The sequence below is a fragment of the Mucilaginibacter sp. genome (genome assembly GCF_041088075.1).
Classification (GTDB): Bacteria; Bacteroidota; Bacteroidia; order Sphingobacteriales; family Sphingobacteriaceae; genus Mucilaginibacter_A.
The window spans coordinates 1-26,158 of sequence record NZ_JBGCVY010000055.1 but is presented as its reverse complement, the minus strand read 5'-3'; the positions used below and the strand labels follow the sequence as shown (position 1 = coordinate 26,158).

The following is a 26,158-nucleotide window of genomic DNA, read 5'->3' as shown; positions in this document are numbered from 1 at the left end:
TGAATAAATAGGATAATTAATGGCTTGTTCTAAATTTAGTTCTGTTTATTTTGATGCTTCTTTTATCACCTAAAATCTTGAATTTTTGATGCTTGTTTCTATTTATTTGTATAATTAAAAAAATAAATTTTATATGCATAAAAGAAGGATGTTGATTTTATAACTTACATTTAAATGAGCTATAAAAAACTGCAATTATTTTTTTGAAAAATTTAATTTACTTAAATTAATATACCTCGTTCTGTTGCCGCCTTGGTTAACATGTAAAATACTTGGCGAGGTCATATCCGCACCTTGCTGAAAAGGCTTAGTTATAGATACAGCTGGGTAGTCCTGGTGCTTAAAGGTCAATGTGCCGTTGGCATAACTAAACGAAATGTCGCGGAAGTAATAATCACTGAAACCATTAAAGCCTGAGCCTTCGGCAACAATGGTACTGTTGAACCAAACACGGCGGTAGTAGTTGTTGCGCGTATCTGCCTGGTTACCTATAAAACGTGCTATAATTTTGCCGGAAACATCTAAGATTTCCAGATAATTGTAGTTGTTGGAACCATCCGGTGCAGTGCCAAAACTAAGCTCGCCGTTCTGATAGCTGATCCCTGCTGTTAATTTCCAGTTTGAAAGCCTGGCCGTATTGTTTAGGCTTTTGTTGATAAGCACATCTCCGTCACCACCCAAAGCAATGTCAATAAGGCCTTTTTGGTACTGCAAGGTATTTGTTTTTAATACCAGGCCCGCAGGCGTCTGTACAGAAAACCCATCGCCACCGGTAAACGATGTTGATCTATAGGGCAATCCTGTCATCAGGTTTGTAGTATCGTTTATTGGCACAACAGATGCACTAACAGTTATTGGCAGTGTTTGCTCTGCAATAGTATTTAACCCCGTTATGTGCCAGCTATGTACACCGCCATGCTGGTTTTCGTCGCAGTGGTAAATGTAAAAACTACCGTTAACTTTAACCAAAGCGGTAGAAAAAGCATTGCCGGCAAATCCGGTGTTTCCTGTCAAATAGGTATCTAAACCTGTTTTGCCGAAATTGCCAATCAAAAGGCCATCTTCGTTAAAATGGTTCCAAATGTTTATTTCACCACCGCCTGGCGAGTTCGCTTTCCAAAATTCCCCGTTTACGTTCCAGAAAACGTTACTGCCATTGACTAATGCCTTGCAGTTTTCGCTATGCTGGTTGCCAAAATCATTATTGCCAAGGTCATAATCGCCATTTCTTGGATAATCGCCATGATAATCATAAAATGTGCCTTTTGAACCTTGCCATTCAAATGTATTCCCCCCTGTTTTTATCGCGCCTAAATGATAGTTAAAATCTGTTGTCCCAAACCCCAGGCTTGCACTGTTGGGGTTGAAGAAAAAATACCTGTTTGGGTTGCTTGCCGCTCCAATGGTATTGTCCACATACCAAAGTGGCATCATGGCCGTGATGGTAGGTGTTGTAACCACCACTTGTGCAGCTCCCCAGGAAGGCACCTGTGCGCCAGATGGCAAAGTTGTAAAACCTGTCAATGGCTGTTTCCTGACCTCAAAATAGTTGTTGCCATAGTTTAGCCTCGTCCAAAAGCTGCCGTCTGCTTCCATATGCCCGTTGACCGGGTAGGCACAAACATCCACTGCACCGGTAGGGGTCAAATCATATACCCGCGATCCGCTGCCAGCATACGTATGCCCATTGGAAAGGGTGATTGTAAACAGGAATTTTGCAAAAATGTCTAAAGATGTACCTACCTTCCAGTTGTTGACCAATTTCCAACTTCCGTTTGCGCCATTGTCCAAAGGTTTGGAATAGTCACGCTGAAACTCAAGCTCATCGCCAAAAACACTCGTAGGCTTATTTGGGTCAACATTGCTCGAGCGGGAAGCAGGCATGAACGCAATTTGCTCTTTATAACTCCGGTCTGCATTAAAATGAAGGGTACGGTAATTGCCGATGTCGTTTACCCAAAAAGAGCCGTCGGGCTGGTAGGCAATGGCCGGGCTTGCAAAATCTACCCTGTCAAACATGAATTTGTCGTTTGCAACGGCAGGGCCGTTTAGGTCATAACCGCCCGGCTGCCCTAAGGACCAAAGCAAGTTCCCGGTACTGTTGGCATAGGCCTTTACCTGTTGTGTCCCCACATCGGCAACCAAAACTGTTGAATTATCGGGACTGATTTTAACAGATGAAGGGCTGGTTGCAGCGATACTTAGGTTTGCATCTGTCAAGGCGCCTGTTGTACCGTTAACGGTAAACTTTTTTAATACTTTATTCACCACCATCCAAAGTTCGTCCGCAGAACCTGCGGCCAATTTTGTCGGGTTTGTATAAGTCAGGGTCTGGACGGTTGCGCCTGATGTTTTATTAAAAACAAACAACTGGTTCCTTTTGGGAAGCGTAACGAAGATGAAATTGTTGTTTACCGCTATGCCATTGTATTCTAGCCCGGCGTTTTTCAGGTCGGTGTACCAGCCGATAAAATGCGGGTAATATTCGTTTTCCCTGCCAGAATTATGGCCTGCCTCGTTCGCGAAGGCAACTGCTGAATTATCGGAGGCTTTGCAGGCATAAATGTAGTTTGACTGGTTGGCATCAACACCGTTGTTTTGGTACTGGTCCAAGCCTATCCAGTAAACATTTACACTGTCTGTGGCACAATCAATTGTAACTGCATGTACACCAAAATTTGCATCATAACTTTTACCAATATCGCCCGTATTAAAGTATTTGCTGTTCGTGCCGCCTTCATAAAAAAACTGGCCGTAAAAGCCTTTTGTTCCAACAAAGGCAAAGCAAGTATTGCCGCCGTAAGATTTAAAAACATTATCGGTCAAGCTGACCGATGTATTCCCAATCACGCCTTCCCAAATGTATTGTACATTATTGGTTAATACCTTTACCTGGTAGGTTCCGGGAGGTGCCAATGTACCATCATCCATTATACCGCTCCAAACAGCTTTATAGTTACCAGCATCGTATCGAACACCATTCCATAGAGTACGTATTAAGTTTCCCGAAGCATTGTAAACACCGGCAGACGTATTAACACTGGTGGTTAGGGTAAAATTAACTGTGTTGTTCTCGGTTGCGGCCTTTAGCGTATTAGTAGCCGCTGCAGCGTTGTCATTGATGATGATGGTGGATTTTTTTTCAATAGATGCACATGGGTCAACTAAAGTAACTTGAAAATCTTGGGCTTGTAATTGTTGTAAAACGGAAAAGAATGATAATAGTATCCAAAAAAGCGTCTTCATCTATAAGTTATAAAACCTGTGCAAGTTAATTTTTTAGCAATTTGTTGTAATTATAAATTAAAAAGGTAAAAGTGCTTTCATTAATTTATTGAATGATATAAAAATTATGTTTTATACAATTATGTTTAAATTTACCTTTTGAATATATTTTTATTATAATAAAAGTTTAAAGCCTGTTTAAATTTTGTTCATTTATTTTTTGATGCTTCTTTTATCACCTAAAAATTGGTGGGCAATTAATTTTTGATTTTTTAGGTTGATGCAACCACCAATTTTTAGGTGATAAAAGAAGCATTAACATTTTTTCTGGTATAAATTTAAACAGGCTCTTAATCAGAAAAATATTTCCTTTTTATAATTATTTTCATTTTTAATCTGTTCCTTGTAACGAAGGTTTTGTGTAAAAAGTTATATAAGTAATTTAATAAAAATAATTGTTTGTTGTTTTAATAAGGTACAAAACTATCTGTACAATCTAATAACCCTATTCAAATATTTTGCCTGAATCTTTTTTGCTTAAAAAAACTTTATCACAAGCTGAAACGATACCTTGCATTAGGCAACCGGATTTAGTAAGATATGAAATTCCGTTCCTAAGATCCAACCAATAATTTTTGTGTGGTAAAAGAAGTATCAGCAGACCTGACAAAAATCTTTTCCCCCAAAATTTCGTATTTGCTTCTGTAAAAAACCAACAGAATGCATTAAAACAAAAAAATAAATTAAAGATTGTATATTTATATTTATTAACCATTTAAAACCAATAACTTATGAAAATTAAATTATTTATTTCGGCCATGGCCATGCTGCTTTTTTTTGCAGGTGTAAAAGCAATTGACGCAGGCCCGGTAAAAAAAACCGCCCATAAAACAGCGGCATTAGACAAAAGTGCTTTGATTGCCGAAGTAACCCGCAACCTGGAGTATGATTTTGCCAAAGCATCTGTCCGAACGGCTTATTACACCAACCTTAACAAGCTGGCCAAACTGGTGATTGACGACGACTACGTGGTATCGCTGCGCGGCCATGCTGATTCTATCGGCAGTTTTAAACCAAACTGGGTGCTGTCAGAAAAAAGGGCGGTGGAAGTTAAAGATTACTTGGTTGCAAAAGGCGTAAAAAAAGACCGGATCGTAACCGTTCCTTTTGGCAGCACCATCCCGATTGCTTCCAACAAAACAGAAGAAGGCCGCCAGAAAAACCGCCGTGTTGAGATCAAGCTGAAAGAAATAGCCAAATAAGCAGGTTGTTTTTTTAATTCTTATGAATCAAAATGCTTCTTTTACCCGTATAAAATTTGCGCTGGTCAGGATAGAAAAAATACCGCGGCAGGCGAAGTTCACTGTTTTTAGGTGGGTAAAAGAAGCATTTTCAAAAACATTACCTTGACTAAATTTTACAAAATTCATATTTAAAACGCCTTTTTGGTATTATCAAATTATATTTGTGTTCAGTTCTTTAAAAAATCATCCAAACTTATGAAGTTAAATTTCAGGGTCCTCTTTTTGTTCTTCTGCTGCGAAGTTTTGCTTTCGTCCTGTGCAAACACCAGAAAGTCAACCTATTTTGTCAACCAAGCAGATACTACACTCGCTTCAAAAAATGAGGCACCTTTAACTTACATCCAGCCAAATGATTTGTTGAGTATTGCCGTAAGCAGCTTAAACCCTGCGGCCACGGCTGTTTTCAACACACCAAATAATTCTTACGTCAGCTCTTCTTCTGCAACTGGCATAAACTTGCAGTCGCCGGGTTATTTAGTCAATACCGATGGCAATATCCAGTTCCCCATTATTGGCAACCTCAAAGTTTCCGGTTTAACCACCAACCAGTTGCGCGAGCAGCTTACCAAAAGCTTGGTTGACCGCAAATTGCTGGTTGACCCGGTAGTAGTGGTGCGCCAGTTAAATTTTAAAGTAAGTGTTTTGGGCGAAGTTGCCCGTCCAACCGTTATCAATGTGCCCAGCGAAAAAATCTCTTTGCTGGAAGCTTTGGGCCTGGCCGGCGATATTACCGTTTTTGGCCGTAAAGACAACGTTTTGGTGATTCGGGAAGAAAGCGGCAAAAAAATTATCCGCCACTTAAATTTAAACTCCAACCAGCTTTTCAATTCTCCGTACTACTATTTAAAATCCAATGACATTGTTTATGTGGAAGCAAATAAGGCAAAAGCAGCCAGCGGCGGACAAACGGTACAAACTTTGCCTATCGTTTTGAGCGGGCTATCGTTTATCGCGATTATAGTTTCCAGCATTATCAGAAAATAAACAATTAAAAAAACATCATGAACAGAAAGATTTCTGAAGATAAGGACTCCAATTTTAGCAGCAGCTTTATATTTAGATATTTGCCGTACTGGCCGCTATTTTTATTGCTCACCATGCTAGCTTTGGGTGGTGCGTGGTTTTACCTAAAATTTACAACACCCCAATACGAAGTTAATGCCCGTATCTTAATTAAGGACGAAAAAAAGGGTTCTGAAGATGCAAAAGCCTTAGAATCACTGGATCTGATCTCGCCCAAAAAAACCATTGACAACGAAATGGAGGTGATTCAATCCAAAACGTTGTTGACCAATGTGGTAAAAAACCTGGATTTGTATGCGCCGGTTTCCGAAGAGCAGCGTTTTAAAAGTATTTCGGCCTACAGCAGCAGCCCGGTTACGATTGTTGCCGACAGCAATAATATGCGCGAAGTGGCCAAAGTGTATTTTACGGCCGATAAAAACAGTGTTAAAATTGGCAACAAAAGCTATCTTTTGAATGAGTGGGTGGACACGCCTTACGGCCGGTTAAAATTCAAAAAAAACATTTACCGCACACCAGAGGAAACCGACAAGAAGCTGTATTTTTCGCTGATTGCGCCTAAAAAAGTAGCTTCATCGCTGGCTTCGAGGTTAAAAGTAACTGCGGCAAACAAAATGTCGAGTATTGTTGACCTTAATTTTACGGATGAAAGCCCGGCACGCGGAGAAGATATTGTGAACGAACTGATTAAAGTTTACAACAAATCCATAATAGACGAAAAGAACGTATTGGCATCCAATACTTTAGAATTTATCAACGAACGGTTGGCACGTGTAGAAGACGACCTGGTTACGATCGAACATAAACTGCAGGCCTACAAAGCCAACAAAGGCGCTGTGGATGTAGATACACAGGGGAAATTATTCCTCGAAAACGTGAGCAGCAATGATCAAAAGGTAGGTGATATCAACCAAAAACTGTCGGTTTTGAATCAGGTAGAAAATTCTGTACGCTCAGGAAGTTTATCGGGTGGTATCATTCCTTCGATGGCTGGCGTTGATGACCCTTCTTTAACACAAATGGTTAAAAATATTTACGACCTGCAGATTGAAGCAGAAAGTATGCGGAAAACGACCGGCGAAAATAACCCTACCTACGTAGCTGTTATAGACCAGGTCAATAAAATCAGGCCGCAGATTATGGCGAATATCCAAAACCAAAAGCGCAGTTTGGAAGCCAGCCGCGGCAATATTTCATCCACAAACAGTTCTTATTCCTCGGTTTTGCAAGCGCTGCCCGAAACACAAAGGCAACTGGTGGATATTAACCGCGAGCAAAGTTTAAAAAGCCACCTTTACGAGTTTTTGCAGCAAAAGAAAGAAGAAACCCAATTGTCCTATGTTTCTAATTTGTTCGGTAGCAAAGTGGTTGACCGTGCCGAAGCATCGGAATATCCGGTTAGCCCGAAAAAGAAATTTGCTTATTTAAGTGCCGTCTTGCTTGCTTTGATAGGAGGTTTTGGAATCGTAGTTGGAAAAGAAACTTTGCGCAGCAAAGTGATGTTCCAAAAAGAAATTGAAAGCCTGACGAAACTGCCGGTTATCGGCGAGATCACGGCAGAGAAATCAAAAAATGCTATCGTAATCGGCAACAACCAAAAAACGTTGATTGCAGAACAATTCAGAAAATTAAGAACAACGCTGAATTATTTGGGCATCGGCAACAAGCAAAAAAGGATTTTGATTACTTCGGCCATTTCCGGAGAAGGGAAAAGTTTTGTGGCCACTAACCTGGCCATTAGCCTTGCTTTGACTGGTAAAAAAGTGGTTTTGGTTGATTTCGATTTGAACAACCCATCGCTTGCCACAAAACTAAATATCCATACCGATCAAGCAGGTGTTACCGAGTATTTGCAGGGAAAAGTTTCCCCGGATACCATTATTGCCCAGACTTCAATTGACGAAAACCTGTCTTTTATTTCTGCCGGAAAGCTGCCAAAAAACCCGTCGGAGTTGATTATGAACGGCAAAGCTGAAGATTTATTAAACTATCTTGATGGTATTTTTGATTACATCGTGATTGATATTGCGCCGGTTGGCCCTGTTTCTGATGCGTATATTGTTTCTCCGTTTTGCGATGCCACACTTTACATCGTTCGGCATGGCTACACGCCAAAAGTTTTTATCGAAAGGATTGATGAAAACAACCGTTTAAATAAACTGACGAACGCCGCTATCGTTTTTAACGGCGTATCTACCCGGGGTTTAGGCAGCGGTTATGGTTATGGCTACGGTTATGGTTACGGCTATGGTTATACTTACGACGATAAAAAAACCAAGTCGCTCCCGGCATTAAGAAAGTAATTATTGGATTGCGCATTAAAAATAATCTTTATCTCTAAAAAAGTCCCATGCTTCTTTTACCGGCAAAAAATTGGCAACACCTAAAAATCACCCGATAAAAGAAGCATTAATAAATCTTTTACCACATCTGCCTTTTATCCGTAAATGCCTGCCCAACTAATTGCTTATCAATCTCCTGCCTGCTGATTTCAGTTAGGTTTTAAAATTGTGTTAAATCTCGTTCATGAATAGTAAAGTATTAAAATGGAATTTCGTTTTTCAGTATGGTTACGTCCTCACTAATATATTCAATTCCATCATTTTACTGCCGCTGTACGTAAAGCACATTGATTCGGCAACATTGGGCATCTGGCTGGCTACAGGCAATGTCTTAAATTGGATTACACTGACTGACCCTGGAGTTGGCGATGTCCTTCAGCAAAAAATTGCCGAACTGAAAGGTAAAAACCTGTTTAAAGAAATTGGCCAAACCATAGGCGCCGGTTTTTTTGCATCCTCCATCATCCTGGTTATTTCTATTTTGGTCGGCTTTGTATTTTATTTTTTATTAGGAACGATCATCAACAAAGACGTCTCCATCTACCCGCATTTGCAAACCGCTTTGATGCTTTCAATTATCGCCATCGGCATGTCGCTGGTTTCTTTCAGCATGTCGGGCATCAACCAGGGCTTGCAAAATTCTGCGGATGTTGCCATTGCCACAATCCTCGCTAACATCCTTTTTCTAATCACCAATGTTGTTTTATTGTACAAAGGTTTTGGCGTGATTTCCATTGCTTTTTCTAACCTTGCCCGTGCTGTTTTTATCAACATTTACAACATTGCCTCGATGTTTAAAGCGTTGAAAAAGGAGAACCTGAAAGCGGAGTTTGACCTTCCGTATTTTAAAAAGTTTATCAAAATATTTTCTTTTACCTCTGTTTCCAGAATCATTATCGGCCTTTCGGGAAGTGTGGACATGATTATGCTGGCCCGTTTTATCCCGCCAAGTATGATCACTGTTTTTGAGATCAACAAACGCCCTATTAACATGACTTCCGGTTTAATCGGTCGGCATTCTGTAGCCTTGATGCCTCTAATTTCGCATGGAAAAGGAAAAGGCGATGATGAAAAGATGGTTGGCTTTATTGGCAACCAGTTCAGGATTTATTCGTATGGCGTCCTTTTTACATCTTTTATGTTTTGGCTAACGTACCGAAACCTCATTTCGCTTTGGACCGGAAGTTCAAAATACGCAGGCGATACCATTTTACATTTGTTAATTGCCAACTTCTTTTTCGGGCTGATCGGCTACTTCATGTCCAACATGTGTTATGCCTTGGGCGATATCAAGATGAACAGTTTGGTGAACATGGCAAAAGGCATTTTTTTAGGCGTTTCCATGTATTTCGTTGCCCAAAAGTTTGGCATTATCGGTACGCTTTGTGTCTTCATCTTTATCGGCGCATCCACTGATGTTACTTATTTTTCTTACAGGCTTCATAAATTAGGGTATTTGAAATTTTCGTTGATCAAAAATATTTTTGGCGTTTGGCTGGCCATTGTCCCAATCAGTTTACTGGCTGGCTACGGTTGCAAATTGTTGGTTGGGCATCTTTTTGCAGAAAATATTTACCTGTTCAAATTATTGGTGAGCGGTTCTTTGTTCACCATTATTTTTATGTTCGCGGTTTTCATTTTTGATGCCGAGATCCGCAACACCATCAAAAATTTGAAGGAAAAGTTTTTGATCGGTCCGTTTTATAAGTTAAAGTTGAGAAGGGCTTAATTGATATTATAACTATGAATTTGTTTAAACTTGGTCTTTTATGCTTTACACCATGCTTCTTTTTTCGCCTAAAAATTGGTGGGCAATTTGTTTTGATTTGTTTAGGTTGATGCAAACTCCAATTTTTATAGGATAAAAGAAGCATCAGCCCAAAAAAAGAGGGCCGGAAAAAAAGTTTAAACAAGTTCTATATTTTTTAATTTATAGCCGTATTAATATTTATTGAATGATGCCAAAACTGGTTGTACTGCTTCGGGTAAAAGACGGGATATTTTTTGTGCACGAGTGGCTTGAAAACGTCGGGAAACTGGTGGATGAGATTGTGGCGGTGGATAATGGCTCGACCGATGGTACTTTTGAAGTTTTAAAAGCGCACCCAAAAGTGGTGGATATCGTACAAACAGAAGGCTTTAACGAAGGCCGAGACAAAAACTTAGTTTACGCCATGGCCCGGAAAAGAAACCCGGATTGGTGTTTATGGATTGATGTAGATGAGTTGTTTGAACCAGAACTTACACGCGCAGATTTTGAACGTTTAATGCGCAGTAAAATTGTGAATAAATACGGCTTCCGCAGGTTTCATTTTGTAGACCGTGAACATTTTGCCGGCTCGCGTTACCGGTTGCATTACTCGGCCGGGCATGATCGTTTGCTATGGCGCGAATCGCCTCAAGGTTATTTTGAGAATGTGATCATTGATTCGCCAAATGTAAAAGGCATTTCCGGTTTGCGTGTAAACACCGATTTCAGGTTGAAGCATTTAGGTTATATCAACAAAGAAATTGTAGATAAAAAGGCAGATATATACCGTGCGATTATTCCCGAAAAGGAAGAAACTTTTCAGGAAATGTACCTGCACAACGAGCGAAAGATAAAATGGGAGGATAAAAGAAGTAGTTTAAAAGTGCGCAAAATGAATTGGCTTTTAACTTATCTTCGGTTAACAACAATATTCCCACGGATTATAAATAAAATAAAAGGGTTTATCAAAAGCAGGTTAAAGCCAGGCCTTCAAAAGCAAGTACAGTAAGCATGAATACCATTATCAAAATATTCAATTACCGCTTTACTATAAAAGAGTTTTTGCTGCTGTTTTTTGGCTATTTGTTTATGGAGCAGATATTTTCCTGGCTGTTTGTACCAACTTCTGCCATCATCCAGCCTTACCAAAAAATATTTGGCTTTGTGATTTACGGTTATATGCTGATCAATATCAACGAGCTGAAATTTAACGAACGGATTTTCCTTGGCATTTTTACCCTGATCATGCTTCGGCTGGTTGTAGAATCTCTGTATGTTTACAACACTTTTTTCCAGCAGTTAACCATGTATTACGTGCTGTTTCCGGCCATCTATTCCATCTTTATCAAAAATTTGTGCCGAAAATATGATTTCGACCTGCTCGAATTTATGGCCAAGTTTTACCTCTACACCTACATCGTTTTCATGGCCATTTACGGCCGCGGTTTTTCTTTCAGTTTGGAAGGTCTGGATTTGGAAGATTTGGGCGTTTTCTCTGGTGATGGCCGCATTATCCACGCCACTTCCGTTTTCATGATGATTTTGCCATTCCTGTGGTATCTCAACAAGTTTATCAAAACCAAAAAAGGAATGGATGCCATCCCGTTGGCCTTTTGTTTTGTCGTGATCTTGATCCACCAGCATCGCTCGGTTTGGAGCAGTGCCATCGTGGCCGCTTTTATTTATTTGGGCATCAGTATGCGGGTAAGCAAGGAAAACATCCCAAAAATCTGGAGTTTTGCCGTTGGCGGATTGATTTTGTTGTTCTTCACTTATTTTTTCGTTTCCTCCATGTTTCCCGAACTCACTAATTTTCTTGGCGAAAGGTTCAGCGAGATTTTCGACCCAAACCAGCAGGAAAGCACCGGCCGTTTCCGGATAGAACAACGGGAAGTTTACGGTCGGCTTTTTTTGCAACGCCCTATTTTTGGCTGGACGTTTGAAGGTTTCGAGATGAGCAACCCGTTGGTGGATTGGTGGCCCGAAAAAACCGGCCAACATTTTCACGAAGGTTTTATGGAAGTGCTTTTTTACCATGGCATTGTCGGTTTGCTGTTCAAATATTCCTTTTTATTTTATCTGGCCTTTCGTGCTTTCAGCAAAAACCTAAGCGAATCAACCATCATTTTGATGGCGTTTTGCCTTTCCGGTTTGCTGTTTTCGTTAAGTTATGTGCCGCAAATTGTTTTTTGGGGACACGTTGGCTTGTGCTTGTATTATCTGGAAAAAGATGATCTGCACGAGGAAGAAGAAATTGATGAAGTGGAATATGACGACGTTGAAGAGCAGCAAACGCATTTGCCAGAACCGCTTTTTAAAGGCCGAAAAGCAATCCACCAATTTTATACCGATAAAAACAGCATCAGCTAAACTATGAATTATATATGTACCTGGCTTTGTGCAGATAAAAAAGGAGAGGAAGGCAATTTCCCGCAAACAGGTTTGCCGTCTTCTTCCCAAAAACACCAGAATATTTACTGGCGCTGCGTTTTGGTGTTCTTTGCAAGCAGCAAGCGTTTCAACAAAAAAGAAAGGCATATTTTATTTACCAATGTTGAAACCTTGCCCGTGATTGACGGACGAGAACTCAGTTCGATTTTAAAGGATTTGGAGGTCGAAGTAATTCACACCGGTTTCAAATACAAAACGCCCAAAAACTATTTTGGCTCGTTCCAAAACCAGTTTTACGAGTTTTCCATCTTGGAATATATTTCGCAAAACGACCAGAATTTAAACGATCAATATTTAATTTCTGATTCGGATTGTATTTTTATCAAACCTGCCGAAAAACTTTTTGCCGCTGCCCAGCCGCTAGGTTTTATTTCTTTTGAAGATCCGGTGAAGCCGGAATATGTGATCAATGGTTTGAGCCGGAACGATTTGAAAACCATTTATCAGGAGTTGTTGGGAACGGAAATCAACGAAATCCCATCGTATCATTTAGGCGAATTTTTACTGTGCAGCGTTAAAAACATCAAAAAGATTTACAGCGATTTTGAAGAATTGTGGCCGAAACTGCTGGAACGAAACGCGCAGGGTTTGCAAAAATTTAACGAAGAAGCGCACACGCTGAGTTACCTGTATTTTAAAAACGGTTTCCGCGCCAGCACTGATGCTTCTTTTATGCGTCGAATTTGGACGAACCCGGTTTTTTACCGCGAAGTCCGACAATCCGATACCAATTTGGTTTTGTGGCATTTGCCTTCCGAAAAAATATTTGGCATCCATCAATTGTACCAGTTGTTTTTCAACCAAAACCGAAATTATGGTTTGGATATCAGCAATCCTGCTTTTATCAAAATTGTTCAAAAAGCGGCCAGCGTTCCAAATTTATCTTTCAAAATGAAAGTGAAATATTATTTGGTGAGCTATTATAATGCGTTAAAAAAGCGTTTTAAAAAGCTGCCGGTGGTTAAAAAAAGGTTGTTAAAAGAAGCATAACATTTTTGAACATGACGATTGCCGTATTATTAACCACCTTTAACCGAAAGCAAAAAACGCTGACTTGCTTAGAAAGCCTGCAAAGGCAAGTGTTGCCTGCGGATGTTTCGTTAAAAATTTTTTTAACGGACGATGCTTCCAAAGATGGAACGGCCGAAGCGGTAAAAAATGCTTTCCCGGAAGTGGAAGTTTTCAATGGAAACGGTTCTTTGTTTTGGGCCGGCGGAATGCGTAACACTTGGCGGCAGGCCTTGCCTTCGAACTCGGATTTTTATTTGTTGCTGAACGACGATACACTTTTAAAGGAAAACGCCATCAGCATTTTATTGCAAACCGAAGCATACATCAAAAATAAGAGGCTAAAAACAGCAATCGTGGTGGGCAGCACGGCCGATGACGAAACCGGAGAACTTTCGTACGGCGGCAGAAAGCTGAATGCAAACGGCACTTGGGATGGCGGGACTTTCATCCATAGCGAAACCGAATACGTATTTTGTGATGTGGCCAATGCCAACATTTTATTGGTTCCGGCTGAAGTTGTAAAAGCGATTGGCATCTTGTCGGATAAATTTACGCACGGTTTGGCCGATTATGATTATACTTTAAAAGCCAAAAAAGCAGGATATACTTTGGTGGTTGCGCCGGGTTTTTTGGGAACTTGTATTGATGACCACGGCAACAATTGGAAATCGGCCAACACCACTTTGAAAGAACGGATTGCTTATTTGAAAAGCCCGAAAGGTTTGGCTTACAAAGAGTATTTGGGTTTCATCAAGGAGCATTTCCCAAAATCCCACACTTCGGCTTACATCAAATTATGGATGAAAACTTTGTTCCCGATTATTTGGGACAGATTTAAAAAATAACACATGGAAAAAACGATCATTGGGGTTTTTTGCTATAAACGGGCGGCTAAATTAAAAGCATCCATGGAAGCTTTGCTCAAAAATCCGGAATGTGCTGATTTGGATATTATTTTTTTTGCCGACGGTTACAAAGGCGAAAAAGACAAGCAAGGCGTGCTGGAAACGCGTGCTTACATTGACCAGTTGACCGGTTTTAAAAGTGTGCAAAAACATTTTCGCGACCGGAATTACAGCACCGGCCCAAACTTTCATACCGGTTTAACTTACCTCAGCCAAAATTATGACCGTTTTGTAATTGTGGAAGACGACTTGGTGGTTACGCCAAATTACGTAAAGTTTTTGCTGGACGGATTGGATTTCTACAAAAACGAAAAGTCTGTTTTTTGCGTAACCGGTTTTGCTTTTCCGCTTAAATTGGGCAACTATCCTTACGATAGCATTATTGCAAACCGCTTTTGTTCGTACGGCTGGGCAAGCTGGGCAGACCGGGTGAAAAATGTAGTTTGGGACAAAAAAGGTTTGCAAAAAATAGTAGATACTTCGCCAAATTTTAAAAGCCGTTTGAATAAAGAAGGCATGGATTTGTACCGGATGGTGAAAAAAGAGATCAACGGAACGATTTCTACCTGGGACATCCAAATGCAAGTTCATGTTTCAGAGCATCAATACAAAGTGGTTTATCCGATCATTTCAAAAGGCACCAACATTGGTTTTGATGCAGAATCCACCAATACGTTCGGCATTGATTATTTGCAAACGCCGCAAGATGCCGGAACGAAAAGGGAATTTAAGTTTTGCCCGGCCGATGTAATTGAACCATCTTTACAAAAGCAACTGAAAAAACCTTATGGTTTGCCGGCTTTGGCTTCGCGTAAAATCATCAACGAACTGATCAAGTTTAGTTCGAAGTTTAAAAAAACAAGTTAATTGCTGATGCTTCTTTTACCAGGTAAAAATTGGTGTCGACACTGATTTTTATGCGATAAAAGAAGCATTCCAAAATAAAATTATAAATGAAGAAAGCAACCGTTATTGGTTCCGGGATTTCAGGATTGAGCATTTCGAGCATGTTGTCTGAAAGTTTTGAAGTCGAGATTTTAGAACGGTCAGACAAAGTTGGCGGTTTGGTAAAATGCGACCGGATTGACGGCAACCTTTTTCATAAAGTTGGCGGCCACGTTTTTAACAGCAAAGACCAAACGGTTTTAGATTGGTTTTGGCAGCATTTTAACCGCGACGAAGAGTTTTTGAAAGCCACCCGCAATGCCAAAATTTTATTGGGCGGAAAGCTGATTGGTTATCCTTTAGAAAATTATTTGTACCAATTGCCCGAAAACGAAACGCGCGCGATTGTAGAAGAGTTGATCCAAATGCTGGTGCAGGAGAAAAACAAAGATGTACATTACGACAATTTCAAAGATTTTTTGATCGGGAATTTTGGAGAAAACTTGTACCGTTTATACTTCGGCCCGTACAATTCTAAAATCTGGAACACCGATATCAGCAAAGTTCCCTTGGAATGGCTGGACGGGAAACTGCCGATGCCGCAAATTAAAGAAGTGATAATGAGCAACATCATCAAAAAAGAAGAAAGCACGATGGTGCACGCTTCTTTTTATTATCCAAAAAGGGATGGCTCGCAGTTTATTGTCAACCGTTTGGCGGAAGGGCAAAATATCCATCTTTCTTTTCAGGTCAATTCGATTTCGGTTGAAAAAGATGGCCGTTTAGCAATCAACCACGAAGATATTTACACCGATGTTTTGGTTTATTGCGGCGATGTTCGTCAGTTGCATAACCTTGTTCAAATTAACGATCAGGAATTAAAAGTTGCGCTGGAAAACGTGGCCGATCTTCCTTCCAACGGAACTTCTAATGTTTTGTGCGAAACGGATGCGAACGATATTTCGTGGTTGTATTTGCCTGAAGATAAGTTTAAAGCGCATCGCATTATTTATACCGGTAATTTTAGCGATACCAATAATGAAGGAACAGACCGAAAAACCTGCGTAGTTGAGTTTTCGGGAAAGCAGGAACGGGAAACCATGCTGGAAGAATTGAAAAATTTGCCCGGCAATTTAAAACCTTTGGCATTTAATTATGAGCCGAATTCGTACATCATTCAGCATAAAGGAACGCGCGAAAAGATTACCGAATTGAAAACACAATTGGCCAAATACAACATTTATTTGTTGGGAAGATTTGCCGAATGGGAATATTACAACATGGACAAAGCGATTGAAGCGGCCATGGATTTGAAGAAAAAGTTGGCTTAATTGTAGTGAAAGTTTTAGTAATCCATACCCAATACCAGTACAAAGGCGGCGAAGATACGGTTGTTGCCGAAGAGATAAAACTGCTGCAAGCCGCCGGGGTTGAGGTAGAATTATTAACTTTTGATAACCACAAAAATGCTTTGTTCAAGTTGTTGCAATTGCCTTTTAACTTGCAATCATATTCCAAAACAAAATCCAAGTTGGCCGGCTTTCGTCCGGATATTGTGCATATCCATAATTTGCATTTTGGCGGTTCGGCATCTGTAATTTATGCCATTAAAAGAAGCAAAGTTCCTTTTGTGATCACCATTCACAATTTCAGGTTGTTGTGCCCTTCGGGAACGCTTTTTTACAACGGAAAACTTTTTTTAGATTCCCTTCAACAGAATTTTCCGTGGAAAGCTGTAAAATTAGGTGTTTATAAAAATTCCAAACTGATTACTTTTTGGTTGGGTTTATCTATGTTTATCCATAAAAAAATGGGAACCTGGAAAATTCCAAACCGTTATATTGTATTGAGCGAACATGCAAAGCAATTGTTCCAGACTTCGCAATTGGGGTTATCAGCAAAACAAATTGTAATCAAACCAAACTTTGTTTCGGTTCCAATTCAGGAAGAAAAACAACGGTTGGATGAGTTTTTGTATGTTGGAAGACTTTCAGAAGAAAAAGGCATAATGCTTCTTTTATCGGTGTTTTCTTCGTCTCGGTACAAAATCAAAATTGCAGGCGATGGGCCGTTGAAAGAAGAAGTTCAACATTACAGTTCAAAATATCCAAACATCGAATTTTTGGGTATTTTAAACAAAGATGAAGTATATACTTTGATGCAAACCTGTTCGGCATTGGTTTTTCCCTCGGTTTGGTTTGAAGGGATGCCCTTAACCATTATTGAAGCTTTTGCCCATGGTTTGCCGGTACTGGCATCCAAGTTAGGTGCCATGGAAACGATGATTGTGCCGGAATACAATGGTTTGCTTTTTGAACCAAAGGAAGCAAATTTTAGGGATTGTTTAGAAAAATGGGCCAACTTTAGCAAAGAACAAAAACATCAATATGAGTTAAATGCCCGAAAAGCATACGAAGGTTTTTACACATCCGGGCAGAACTTAAAACAGCTTTTAACCATTTACAACGAAGTTATTAACGAGGAAAAAAACCCGTAATTGTAAATTAACCGTATTTATAATTCTAAAACCAATTGGCTATATGAACGGCAAAGTTGCGCTTATTTTCGTTTTCAACCACAAGTACAATAAGAATATTGAAATCTTGGAGAAACTTTATCAAAATCGTTTCTCAAATATTTATCATTTGGTGCCATTTTACGAAGGCGATAAACCAAATGTGATTCCGGTTTACGAAAGTTCGCAGTATTTTCAGGGTTATTTGGCGCAGGGTTTTAAAAAGTATTTTGACGAAAAGTACGACCATTATTTTTTTATCGGTGATGATTTGATCTTGAATCCCGCAATCAACGAAAATAATTACCAGGAATATTTTCACTTGGATGCAGATGCAAGTTATATTCCCGAAATACATACGTTGCACAATTTGACCAATAATGAAACTTTGCGTTTTTTACCGGTCAAAAGTATTACCGGCAAACCGCGCTGGCATTGGTGCAAGATTAAAGATATGGTTGAAAGTTACGAACACAAAGCATATGGTGTGGAAAATGCGGACGAAATGCCATCGTACCGCGAGGCGGAAACGATTTTGGAAAAACACGGTTACAAAGTGCAACCGATAACTTACCGGGATTTGCATGGCGATGTTTTTCCACTTACATCTGCAACCATAAAATATGCATCCAATTTAACTTCTTACTTTAAAAAGTTTCCGTTGGTTTATCCGGTTGTGGGTTCGTATTCTGATATTGTGATCGTATCAAAACATACGATTAAAAGGTTTTGTCATTATTGCGGCGTGTTTGCCACCAACAAACTTTTTGTAGAATTTGCGATACCAACCGCTTTATTATTAGCTGCAAAAGAAGTAGTTACGGAGGATAAAATTGGTAAACGCGGATTGGTTTACTGGCTTTACACGCCAGAGGAAATCAACAATTACAATGCGGATATGCAACCTTATAATCAAAACTTAACAAAGTTGATGCAAAAATTTCCGGCGGATAAATTGTACATTCATCCCATTAAACTGTCTAAGTGGAAAACATAAGTTTCAATTAATTGGGCTTGGTTTGTTTTTCAAACCAATTTTCACCAGACAAATTTTTACCTGGTAAAAGAAGCATTTAAGCAAAAGGATAATTCAAGCGCTTTTTTGGGTAAGTGCTGTTGTGTTACGAAAAATTCGGTTCCTGATCTTGTATTTTAGCAAGATGTAAATGAAAACGGGCCCATAATACAAGTATCTTTTCCACATACGTTGCGGCTCGTTGATCAATCTCCCCAACCATTCAAAACCCATTTTGATCCAAAAATTGCCCGGGCGGTTCATGGTACCGGCATAGAAATCAAAAACAGCGCCTACAGAACTGATGATTTTTGTATTCAACTCTTTTTTGTGCGCAACGGCCCACTTTTCCTGTTTTGGCGCAGTCATGCCTACAAATAAAGCATCAGGTTTAAACTGGTTAACTGCAGCAATCATTTGAGAATTTTCTTCATCAGAAAAAGCAGGCTTAAATGGGGGCGAGTAGGAGCCAACCCTGATGTTTGGATATTCTAAAGCGATCCTTTCTTTTATTTTTTTTAAAGTATTGTTGGAGGAACCTAAGTAAAAGCAGCTTCCGTATTCCTGATTCAGTTTGTTTAATAAATAATAATGCAAATTTGAACCTGATATTTTTTTGATTTTTTGTCCGCTTTGTAGCCGTACAGCGGCAACTATCCCAACACCATCCGGTAATAAAACCTCTGATTCTAATAATGCATTTTTAAACTCAGGTTCTTTTTCGGCGAGGCAAAATGAATATTGGTTAATAGTATTTATCACAATCTTAGGCAAGCTTGGCAAATCGTCTAAAGGTTTTGTAAACAAACGATAACCTGCATAATCACTTATAACCTCACTCATTTTGTATAAAATACTTTTATAATAATTGTATGATAAAAACACTTCAAATCTTTCCGGTTTAAATGTTGTATGTACGTATTTAGTTTCAAAAAAGATTCTAAAATTTAATTTTAGTTCACGGAAAATTTAATATATCGAAACAAAAAAAATAACAATTTTACAAGAAAAATATTTTGTAAACCAGTGTTTATCTTTTATTACAAATATAAAATAAGGCAGTAAAATAAAATATATACAATGTTGGTGAATTGTATCTGAATCGTAAAAAAATAAGCAGGACTTTTTATAAAAAGAGTGGAGGTTAAAAAAAATAACCTGAAGAATAATTCTTCAGGTTATTTTCCCAATACGAGAATCAGTCGGGATGGCAGGATGATTACCCTACCCCTTAAATGGTTGATTATAATTTAGTTATCAAGCTTCCTTATGAAAATGGTAACCGAATGGGTCTCATTTAATTAGACTTCATTTGATTGAATTTGCATCAAGAATACTTGTAAAAGATAGTCAGTGAACTAATTATAGAAATATAATGTATGTTTTTGAATAAAAAAAGTCATTTTTGGGGTGTCAAGCTCCTTTTTCGCCGACGTGTCTATTACGCCCTGCAAGTCACGCACATGGCATTCCATTCTTACCAGTTGAGCAACCAACAGCGCGTAACCGGCAAAACGTCAAGGCCGGGCGGGGCCGCTGAAAGCGAACAACTCCCGCCCGCTTGTATAGCCTTAACGTTTTATTCCGGCGTGGGCTATCTTTGCTGTACTGGTGAATGAAATGCTTTTAAAAGTATTGATTAGTCTTTCATTTACCTACTTGAATACCGGTGTTCATAAGCATTGCTATTTACCATATTTTTAAATCATGTTACTATTGAGCTCTTCTTTTCTCATCAAAAGATATGTTTTTGCTGTTTCCCGAAACCTTTGATCTTCCGAATAAGTAGGTAAGACCAAGGCTGAAGGTTCTATAATGATAGTCTGTTCTCTCTGTCTGCACAAACTCGCTAAAACGTGATTCATATCTGCTTGCCGTACCCAAAAAGTAAGCCGGGTTGATGGTCAAATTATTGTTAAGTAATTTTATTCTTGCGCCTACCCTAAAATCACGTTGACTGTATGTGTAAGTATTTCCACTGGTTGAAGGAAGGCTTTGGCTGTAATTGAGATAGAAATTTAACAGTTTAGTTGCCTTGAAAGTATTATTGACACTAAACGATGCAGAGGTTCCGTTTTGGGTATCAATCGCTTCTATTTTGGATTTTGAGGATGAATAAAAAAAGGAGGCCGAGCTGCTATTTTCCCACCAATTAAAAAATGCCCGGTTAAAGGAAACATAGGCCCCCACGTTATCCCGTGTTAAAAAGTTTCCTCTACTTGAAACAACTAATGGCCCCTCAATTGTGGTAAGTGATGAATTTACATCGCTGATATGTTGTGTAAATACTGTAAAAGAAAACATGCTTTTATACAGGTAATTAAGTTCGAAGTTGTTACTGTATGAAGGTAAGAGCAATGGATTTCCAGTAGAATAAGTATAAATGTTTGTATAATAGTCAAAGGGATTTAAGGAAGCGAGGCCTGGGCGGTTGATCCGTCTCGAATAATTTAAAGAAAAAATATTGTTTCCGTCAGCTTTGTAAACGATATAGGCCGTAGGGAATAGGGCACCATAATTACGCTTGTTACGCTGGTCTAAAGTAGGCGAATAACCATCCGTTATCGTGTACTCATAACGCAATCCTGCCTTGGCCGTCCATTTTTTCGATAGGTCAGCTTCAATACTGTAGTACGCGGCCAGGTTTTTTTCGGTATAATCGAAATCATTACTACGCGTTTGGTCCAGCAAGAGATTATTGAGGATATTATTATAGTATGCTACGCTGGCATTGTTATTATAATTAGCAAACTTAGCACCGGTTTCTATTTTAGCCCATTTATAAGGCAATGTTAAATCTGATTGAATAGACCAGATATTGTATTTTGAAAAGTTATTATTTTGAACTGAAGCATGGGTATTTGCAGATTCAGAAACAAAACCATTTCTTACTTCAGGCCTGTTCGTGAAAAAATTAACAGAATTGCTTAATTTCTTTCCGGCCGAATCAATCTTTAAATCGTGGTATATATTTAAAGTCTGTGCAAATAATGGCCTTAACATTTCGCCGTTAGTGTTCAAAACCGAATCGACAGTATTGCGCTTACCATAGCTATAATTATTAACATAGGTGTCCTTCTCTTTGCTGTGTGAAATATTATAAATAAACCCGATGTTATTGTGCTTGTTTAACTCATAATCTATGCTTAAACCGGCCTGCAAACCTGGTGTAATTGATATACGTCGCTCGTTACTAAGGATTTGACTGGGATTCCCAATTATATTGAGCGAATCGTTCAGTATATTGTGATAACGTGATTGGTTAAATGTAAAAGAGCTGTTAACTTTTTTTGAGCGAAAAAAAAGAGCGGCATTGTTGTTATAGGAGGCGTAAACGGCCTTCTGATATGTCGAACTAAATGATCCGCGCCAGCCCAAAGATTGGTTTTTCTTCAAAACAATGTTAATCAGTCCGGCATTGCCCTGGGCCTCGTATTTTGCGGGCGGGTTGGTAATGATCTCTATTTTTTCCACACTTTCAGATCTGAGTGTTTTCAGATAATTAGTCAGGTCGGTTCCGCTTAAATAAATTATTTTCTCATTTATCATAACCCCCATACCGCCTTTGCCCGCCATAGAAACGCCATTGTCAGATACTTTTAAAAAAGGCGCCACCTGCAAAGCCTCAAAAAGGGAAGAACCATTTGCCATTATAGTGTTGTTCAGGTTAAATATCCATCGATCAACCTTTCTTTCAAGAACAGGGGTTCTGCTGGTTATAGTTACCTGTTTGAGTTGCTTGATTGATGCATTTAGTATGATATCCGGTAATTGAATTATCTTTGTATCTCCTAAAGTCAGGGCAAGAGACAAACTATCCTTACTTACTTCCGAAATTCCGATCAGATAATTCCCTTTTTCTGTTGCTGTGAGCCTGAAACGTCCCTCGGTATCGGTTTGAGCAGATTGGATTATTTTATCGGTAGCGACCTGCTTTATAATCACGTTAGCAAAAGCTATTGATTTATGATTTACATCTACTACACGGCCTTTGATCTCATAGTTGGCTTGTACAGCATTACGTTCGATCAATATGTTACCTTCGATCTGTCGGAAAGAAAGAAAAGTATTTTGTAATAGTTCCTGCAAGGTTTGTTCTATTGTTCTGTTGTCCAAAGCTAGGTTAAGTCCGATAAGTGCTTTAATTTCCGCCTTGCGGTAATAAAAGCGAAGCGAGGTTTGTTGCTCGATTTTTTTGAGCCCACTGGCAAGACTTTCATCCCGCAAGCCGATAGTAACCATGTCGGAGTGCATATTTTGACCCTTAGTGGTAGTAGCCAGTAATAACTGGAAAGTGGTAAATATAATTAAGGTAACTACAACGCTTACACGCATTAGCTGAAAAATAAATGGCTTGTTTAATTCTATTGCACCGCTGAAGCGAGTATATAAGCCTCCCGGTTTCCGCACTTTTGCAGAAATATTCATACTTTTAAATGTTTTAAGTGACACAATTATTTAAAACCCCGGTTTTCCGGGACGCCTGTAAGCCGATGACCGTCGGTTTACAGGTTATTTTGACTTATTATCCTGCCTGGAGGACGAAAGCATTTACAAGGCTTAGATATTATTCATTTTTTATTTTCTTTATTTTTTAGTTGTTACACCCTGGCCCATCTATCACGATGCTGCCGTCCGGCTTGATCTGATAAATGGCATTGTTGAACGCGCACATTACTTTTAGTATTTTATCCAATTCTTCATCATTTAAAGAAGTGCCCGTAAAACGGCAGCCTTTCAATTTTGCATTGCTGAAACTGATCTTCACATTGAAATGTATTTGCAATTGTGCAATAGCATCACCAAAGCTAACATCGTCAAAATGCAGATCACTTTGCTGCCAGGCAACTACCGCGTTGGCATTAACGGTTGCCTGTACGACTTCCGCTTTTAAAGTATTAAAGCTGATCTGCTGGTTAGGGATAATTACACCTAATAATTTATTGCCATTGGAAACGCTTACTTTACCGCGGGTAACTGTGACCTGAATGGTATGTTTATGTTTATCCTCTTTGATATTAAATGCCGTACCCAGCACGGTGGTCAGCACGGTTGCTGTATGAATAATAAAAGGTTTGCTCGCGTCATGGCGGACATCAAAATAACCTTCGCCGGAAAGATAAACTTCCCTTGTTTTGCCATTGAATGTTTTAGGATATTTTAACTCCGAGCCTGCATTTAACCATACCCGGCTGCCATCGGTAAGAGTTATCTCCCTTTTCTGATTAATGGGTACTTGAAGAGCTGTAAGCTCGACAGGATTCAAACGGCTTTGCAATGACGGCCAATCCAGGTACAAAGTAAAAGAGATCAGCAATATTGCTGCGACAGCCGCAATACTTCGCCATAACCCACGCTTTCTTTGCGGCAGCGACACTACTTTAGCCTCTGTTTCGTGAATAGTGGTTTTAATTTCGCTAAAAACACTGGAAAGCCATTGATCTTTTGCTAACGGATCTAAATCATGCCATTGAGGGTTAGCATTACTATTCTCTTCAAGCCAGCGTTTCACCAGCTCATTTTCTTCATTCGTGGTTTCGCCATTGAGGTAACGATCCAGTAAGGCGGCTATTTGATGACGGCTCATTTGTTATCCATTTCACAGTAGCCGTATGAGATGCCTTTTGGTACTATAGGGAAATGAAATATTTTTTTAAAGGTGTGATTTAGCTTAACGATAGGGAAGACTCGTTGAAAGAAGGGGCATGTAATGCCTGGGATGCCGGGTTTAGGATAGCCATAACAATAATGCAGCGGTAGAAACTATTGCTAGTGACTGCCGTAAATGTTTTAACGCAGTAGAAAGCCGGTTTTTTACAGTTTGTTCAGAAAGCTGCAATTTGTCAGCGATCTCGGGAATACTTAAATTTTCTTCCCGGCTTAATTGGTAAATTTCTTTCACTCGTGGTGATAATTCATCCAGCGATGTTTCAATGCTTTGGGCTATTTCTTTTGCAGCTATTTTTTGGTCAATAGTCGCTTCGTAGCGAACAGCCAGCGAGTCTATCATAGCTGCATACTCCCGGTGTGTAATATTTTTTCTAATTTTATCCACTATCCGGTCACGGGTTAGCTTAAAAAGGTAAGCTTTTAAATCTCGGTCAACTTTCAATTGTATTCTTTCCTGCCAGAGCTTAACAAAAACATCATGGATAATATCCCTGCCATCCTCAGCGTCAAAAAATTTAGAACTTGCAAAACCTGCCAACGAATCTGCATACCGCCTGTAAATTTCAGAAAAGGCGTTCTCATCATCTTTTTTTAAAAGATCGATCAGTTGCAGATCTGTTAAGACTAAATATGTTGCCATTGCTTGTTAAAACTAAGGTACTATTATAAAAGACATACGATAAGCACAATTAGTTACATTTTATACAAATAGAGATAAATTTGCATTCCATTTTCAACGCATAGGGCCAACAAACAAATTTAGAGATACCATTATTTTAGAAACAAAAAGGCCGGATTTAAATCCAGCCCTTACTTATCAATAATTGAAAATATCTACTTCTTTTTTTGACCAGGCAATCCCACCCTTTGAATGGTTTGTGTTGCTTCCTCTAATTTTTTGATAAAAAAAGGATCATTGGCGTGGCTTTTAACGTTATCGCTAACAATCCCCGGCCCAAAACCTTTTATAGTTTTTAACTTTTTCTTTACTGTAGGCATACTTACTCCTTTCATATCGTAATATTCAAATATAATTAATTACTTCTGTTTCACCAAAAACGCCTCGTAATTGATCGTGTTAGGCTTAAACACATGCCAGGCATTATCTTTTAATCCATACACATCAAAATCCTTGCTAATTTCCTCCCACAAACCAGCTATCCCCATTTGATATAGTCGGCTTCGTGCGATTGTACTACCCTTTGCATAAATATAATGGTTACCATAGTGGTTACAAAATTCGACAATAGTGTTTGCCACGGTAGCCAAAACTATATCCCTGTCTGCGTTATTACTAACAACAACGTCATCAGTTTCTCCTGAATACGGGTCTTGATCGCCAAACCCTAAATTATAAATTGGCGGCTCCGAATTGAGGATTTTTGTAAACATGACAATTTTTTTTATCCTTCCTTTTGGCCCCTCACTATAAAATTCATAGTCTTGGAAGTCATTGCTGTTATGATATGGATAGCGTTCTAAATTCATGGTATCGTATTCAGGAATTAATCGGTTTCAAAAATAATAATTACTTAGTCCGCTTCTTTGAAACTGTAGTTTTGCACTTTAATTTTTTAAGCTTATTATTCGCCAATTTACTTTCTTCAGCAGCCTGTTTTGCTTCAAAAGCGGCCTCTGGCATAGTTTGTTGCTCATCAATATTAGACTTTGCCTTTTTAATAAAAAAGTCGGGATTAGCGGTATAAGCACTATCAATGTACTTTGCTACTTCAGGATAAAACCCGCGTAGGATTAGGAATTTGTTTGTTTCATCAGCCCTACGGCTATTTTCAATCCACAAACTTATTGAGACGGCAAGCATAATGGCAACCGCAAGCCCTAACCCTAAAATTGTCCTAATGACAAATTTTGCTTTGGCATCAAACTGAACATTATACTCAACGGGTATTTCTTTAGGTATTGGAGTTGCTACATTTGAATGGACATTGAGTTAAGGGAAAGACTTAACTTTATGAATATGTCAAAAATCAGAAAACAGTATGACCGGGAGTTCAAGGTGATGGCTGTAGAATTAAGCAAGGGCCGTTCGGATCTGAGCGTG

Annotated in this window: 21 protein-coding genes; 13 read left to right on the top strand and 8 right to left on the bottom strand. The window is 39.1% G+C overall.

Annotated features, from left to right (window positions below; translation table 11 throughout):
* Nucleotides 1-195: 195 nt before the first annotated feature.
* Entirely contained in the window at nt 196-3,246 is a 3,051-nt protein-coding gene (locus V5804_RS13255) for a FlgD immunoglobulin-like domain containing protein (protein ID WP_369591878.1), read from the bottom strand.
* 770 nt (nt 3,247-4,016) lie between these two features.
* Here V5804_RS13255 and V5804_RS13250 point away from each other — a divergent pair.
* Nucleotides 4,017-4,487, top strand: coding sequence for an OmpA family protein (locus V5804_RS13250; RefSeq protein WP_369591877.1), 471 nt, complete (start codon nt 4,017-4,019; stop codon nt 4,485-4,487).
* A 27-nt stretch (nt 4,488-4,514) separates the two neighbouring features.
* On the opposite strand, the gene V5804_RS13245 is transcribed toward V5804_RS13250, so the two are convergent.
* Nucleotides 4,515-4,655 (bottom strand): hypothetical protein, encoded by a 141-nt coding sequence (locus tag V5804_RS13245; RefSeq protein WP_369591876.1) that lies wholly within the window; start codon nt 4,653-4,655, stop codon nt 4,515-4,517.
* A gap of 69 nt (nt 4,656-4,724) precedes the next feature.
* Between V5804_RS13245 and V5804_RS13240 the strand changes: the two genes are divergently transcribed.
* The 11 genes from V5804_RS13240 (at nt 4,725) to V5804_RS13190 (ending at nt 18,408) form a co-directional block, all read left to right on the top strand.
* Nucleotides 4,725-5,513, top strand: a complete 789-nt coding sequence (locus V5804_RS13240; RefSeq protein ID WP_369591875.1) for a polysaccharide biosynthesis/export family protein — start codon at nt 4,725-4,727, stop codon at nt 5,511-5,513.
* Between the two features lie 17 nt (nt 5,514-5,530).
* Nucleotides 5,531-7,855 (top strand): GumC family protein, encoded by a 2,325-nt coding sequence (locus V5804_RS13235; RefSeq protein ID WP_369591874.1) that lies wholly within the window; start codon nt 5,531-5,533, stop codon nt 7,853-7,855.
* A 223-nt stretch (nt 7,856-8,078) separates the two neighbouring features.
* Nucleotides 8,079-9,623 carry a lipopolysaccharide biosynthesis protein gene (locus V5804_RS13230; protein ID WP_369591873.1) on the top strand — a complete coding sequence of 515 codons (1,545 nt, stop codon included), beginning with the start codon at nt 8,079-8,081 and terminating at the stop codon, nt 9,621-9,623.
* 226 nt (nt 9,624-9,849) lie between these two features.
* Nucleotides 9,850-10,653: a glycosyltransferase family 2 protein gene (locus V5804_RS13225; protein WP_369591872.1), complete on the top strand. Its 804-nt coding sequence runs from the start codon at nt 9,850-9,852 to the stop codon at nt 10,651-10,653.
* Between the two features lie 2 nt (nt 10,654-10,655).
* Nucleotides 10,656-12,014 (top strand): O-antigen ligase family protein, encoded by a 1,359-nt coding sequence (locus V5804_RS13220; RefSeq protein ID WP_369591871.1) that lies wholly within the window; start codon nt 10,656-10,658, stop codon nt 12,012-12,014.
* A gap of 3 nt (nt 12,015-12,017) precedes the next feature.
* On the top strand, nt 12,018-13,085 hold the full coding sequence (locus V5804_RS13215; RefSeq protein ID WP_369591870.1) for a hypothetical protein: 1,068 nt from the start codon (nt 12,018-12,020) through the stop codon (nt 13,083-13,085).
* Nucleotides 13,086-13,096: 11 nt separating this feature from the next.
* Nucleotides 13,097-13,951, top strand: coding sequence for a glycosyltransferase family 2 protein (locus V5804_RS13210; protein ID WP_369591869.1), 855 nt, complete (start codon nt 13,097-13,099; stop codon nt 13,949-13,951).
* Between the two features lie 3 nt (nt 13,952-13,954).
* Complete coding sequence (locus tag V5804_RS13205) at nt 13,955-14,878, top strand: hypothetical protein (RefSeq protein ID WP_369591868.1); 924 nt, start codon at nt 13,955-13,957, stop codon at nt 14,876-14,878.
* Between the two features lie 86 nt (nt 14,879-14,964).
* A complete protein-coding gene (locus V5804_RS13200; protein ID WP_369591867.1) occupies nt 14,965-16,227 on the top strand; it encodes an NAD(P)/FAD-dependent oxidoreductase in 1,263 nt (420 codons plus the stop codon).
* Nucleotides 16,228-16,232: 5 nt separating this feature from the next.
* Nucleotides 16,233-17,393: a glycosyltransferase family 4 protein gene (locus V5804_RS13195; RefSeq protein WP_369591866.1), complete on the top strand. Its 1,161-nt coding sequence runs from the start codon at nt 16,233-16,235 to the stop codon at nt 17,391-17,393.
* A 43-nt stretch (nt 17,394-17,436) separates the two neighbouring features.
* Complete coding sequence (locus V5804_RS13190) at nt 17,437-18,408, top strand: hypothetical protein (protein ID WP_369591865.1); 972 nt, start codon at nt 17,437-17,439, stop codon at nt 18,406-18,408.
* A 93-nt stretch (nt 18,409-18,501) separates the two neighbouring features.
* Here V5804_RS13190 and V5804_RS13185 read toward each other — a convergent pair whose 3' ends face one another.
* Nucleotides 18,502-19,269 carry a WecB/TagA/CpsF family glycosyltransferase gene (locus V5804_RS13185; protein WP_369591864.1) on the bottom strand — a complete coding sequence of 256 codons (768 nt, stop codon included), beginning with the start codon at nt 19,267-19,269 and terminating at the stop codon, nt 18,502-18,504.
* 620 nt (nt 19,270-19,889) lie between these two features.
* Here V5804_RS13185 and V5804_RS13180 point away from each other — a divergent pair.
* Nucleotides 19,890-20,045: a hypothetical protein gene (locus V5804_RS13180; protein ID WP_369591863.1), complete on the top strand. Its 156-nt coding sequence runs from the start codon at nt 19,890-19,892 to the stop codon at nt 20,043-20,045.
* Between the two features lie 94 nt (nt 20,046-20,139).
* On the opposite strand, the gene V5804_RS13175 is transcribed toward V5804_RS13180, so the two are convergent.
* The 5 genes from V5804_RS13175 to V5804_RS13155 all read right to left on the bottom strand — a co-directional run bounded on the left by V5804_RS13175 (nt 20,140) and on the right by V5804_RS13155 (nt 25,897).
* Nucleotides 20,140-22,854, bottom strand: a complete 2,715-nt coding sequence (locus tag V5804_RS13175) for a TonB-dependent receptor (protein ID WP_369591862.1) — start codon at nt 22,852-22,854, stop codon at nt 20,140-20,142.
* 166 nt (nt 22,855-23,020) lie between these two features.
* Nucleotides 23,021-24,013: a FecR domain-containing protein gene (locus V5804_RS13170; RefSeq protein ID WP_369591861.1), complete on the bottom strand. Its 993-nt coding sequence runs from the start codon at nt 24,011-24,013 to the stop codon at nt 23,021-23,023.
* A gap of 141 nt (nt 24,014-24,154) precedes the next feature.
* Entirely contained in the window at nt 24,155-24,736 is a 582-nt protein-coding gene (locus V5804_RS13165; protein ID WP_369591860.1) for an RNA polymerase sigma-70 factor, read from the bottom strand.
* Between the two features lie 398 nt (nt 24,737-25,134).
* Nucleotides 25,135-25,584 carry a hypothetical protein gene (locus V5804_RS13160; RefSeq protein WP_369591859.1) on the bottom strand — a complete coding sequence of 150 codons (450 nt, stop codon included), beginning with the start codon at nt 25,582-25,584 and terminating at the stop codon, nt 25,135-25,137.
* Between the two features lie 40 nt (nt 25,585-25,624).
* A complete protein-coding gene (locus V5804_RS13155) occupies nt 25,625-25,897 on the bottom strand; it encodes a hypothetical protein (RefSeq protein WP_369591858.1) in 273 nt (90 codons plus the stop codon).
* Between the last annotated feature and the right edge of the window lie 261 nt (nt 25,898-26,158).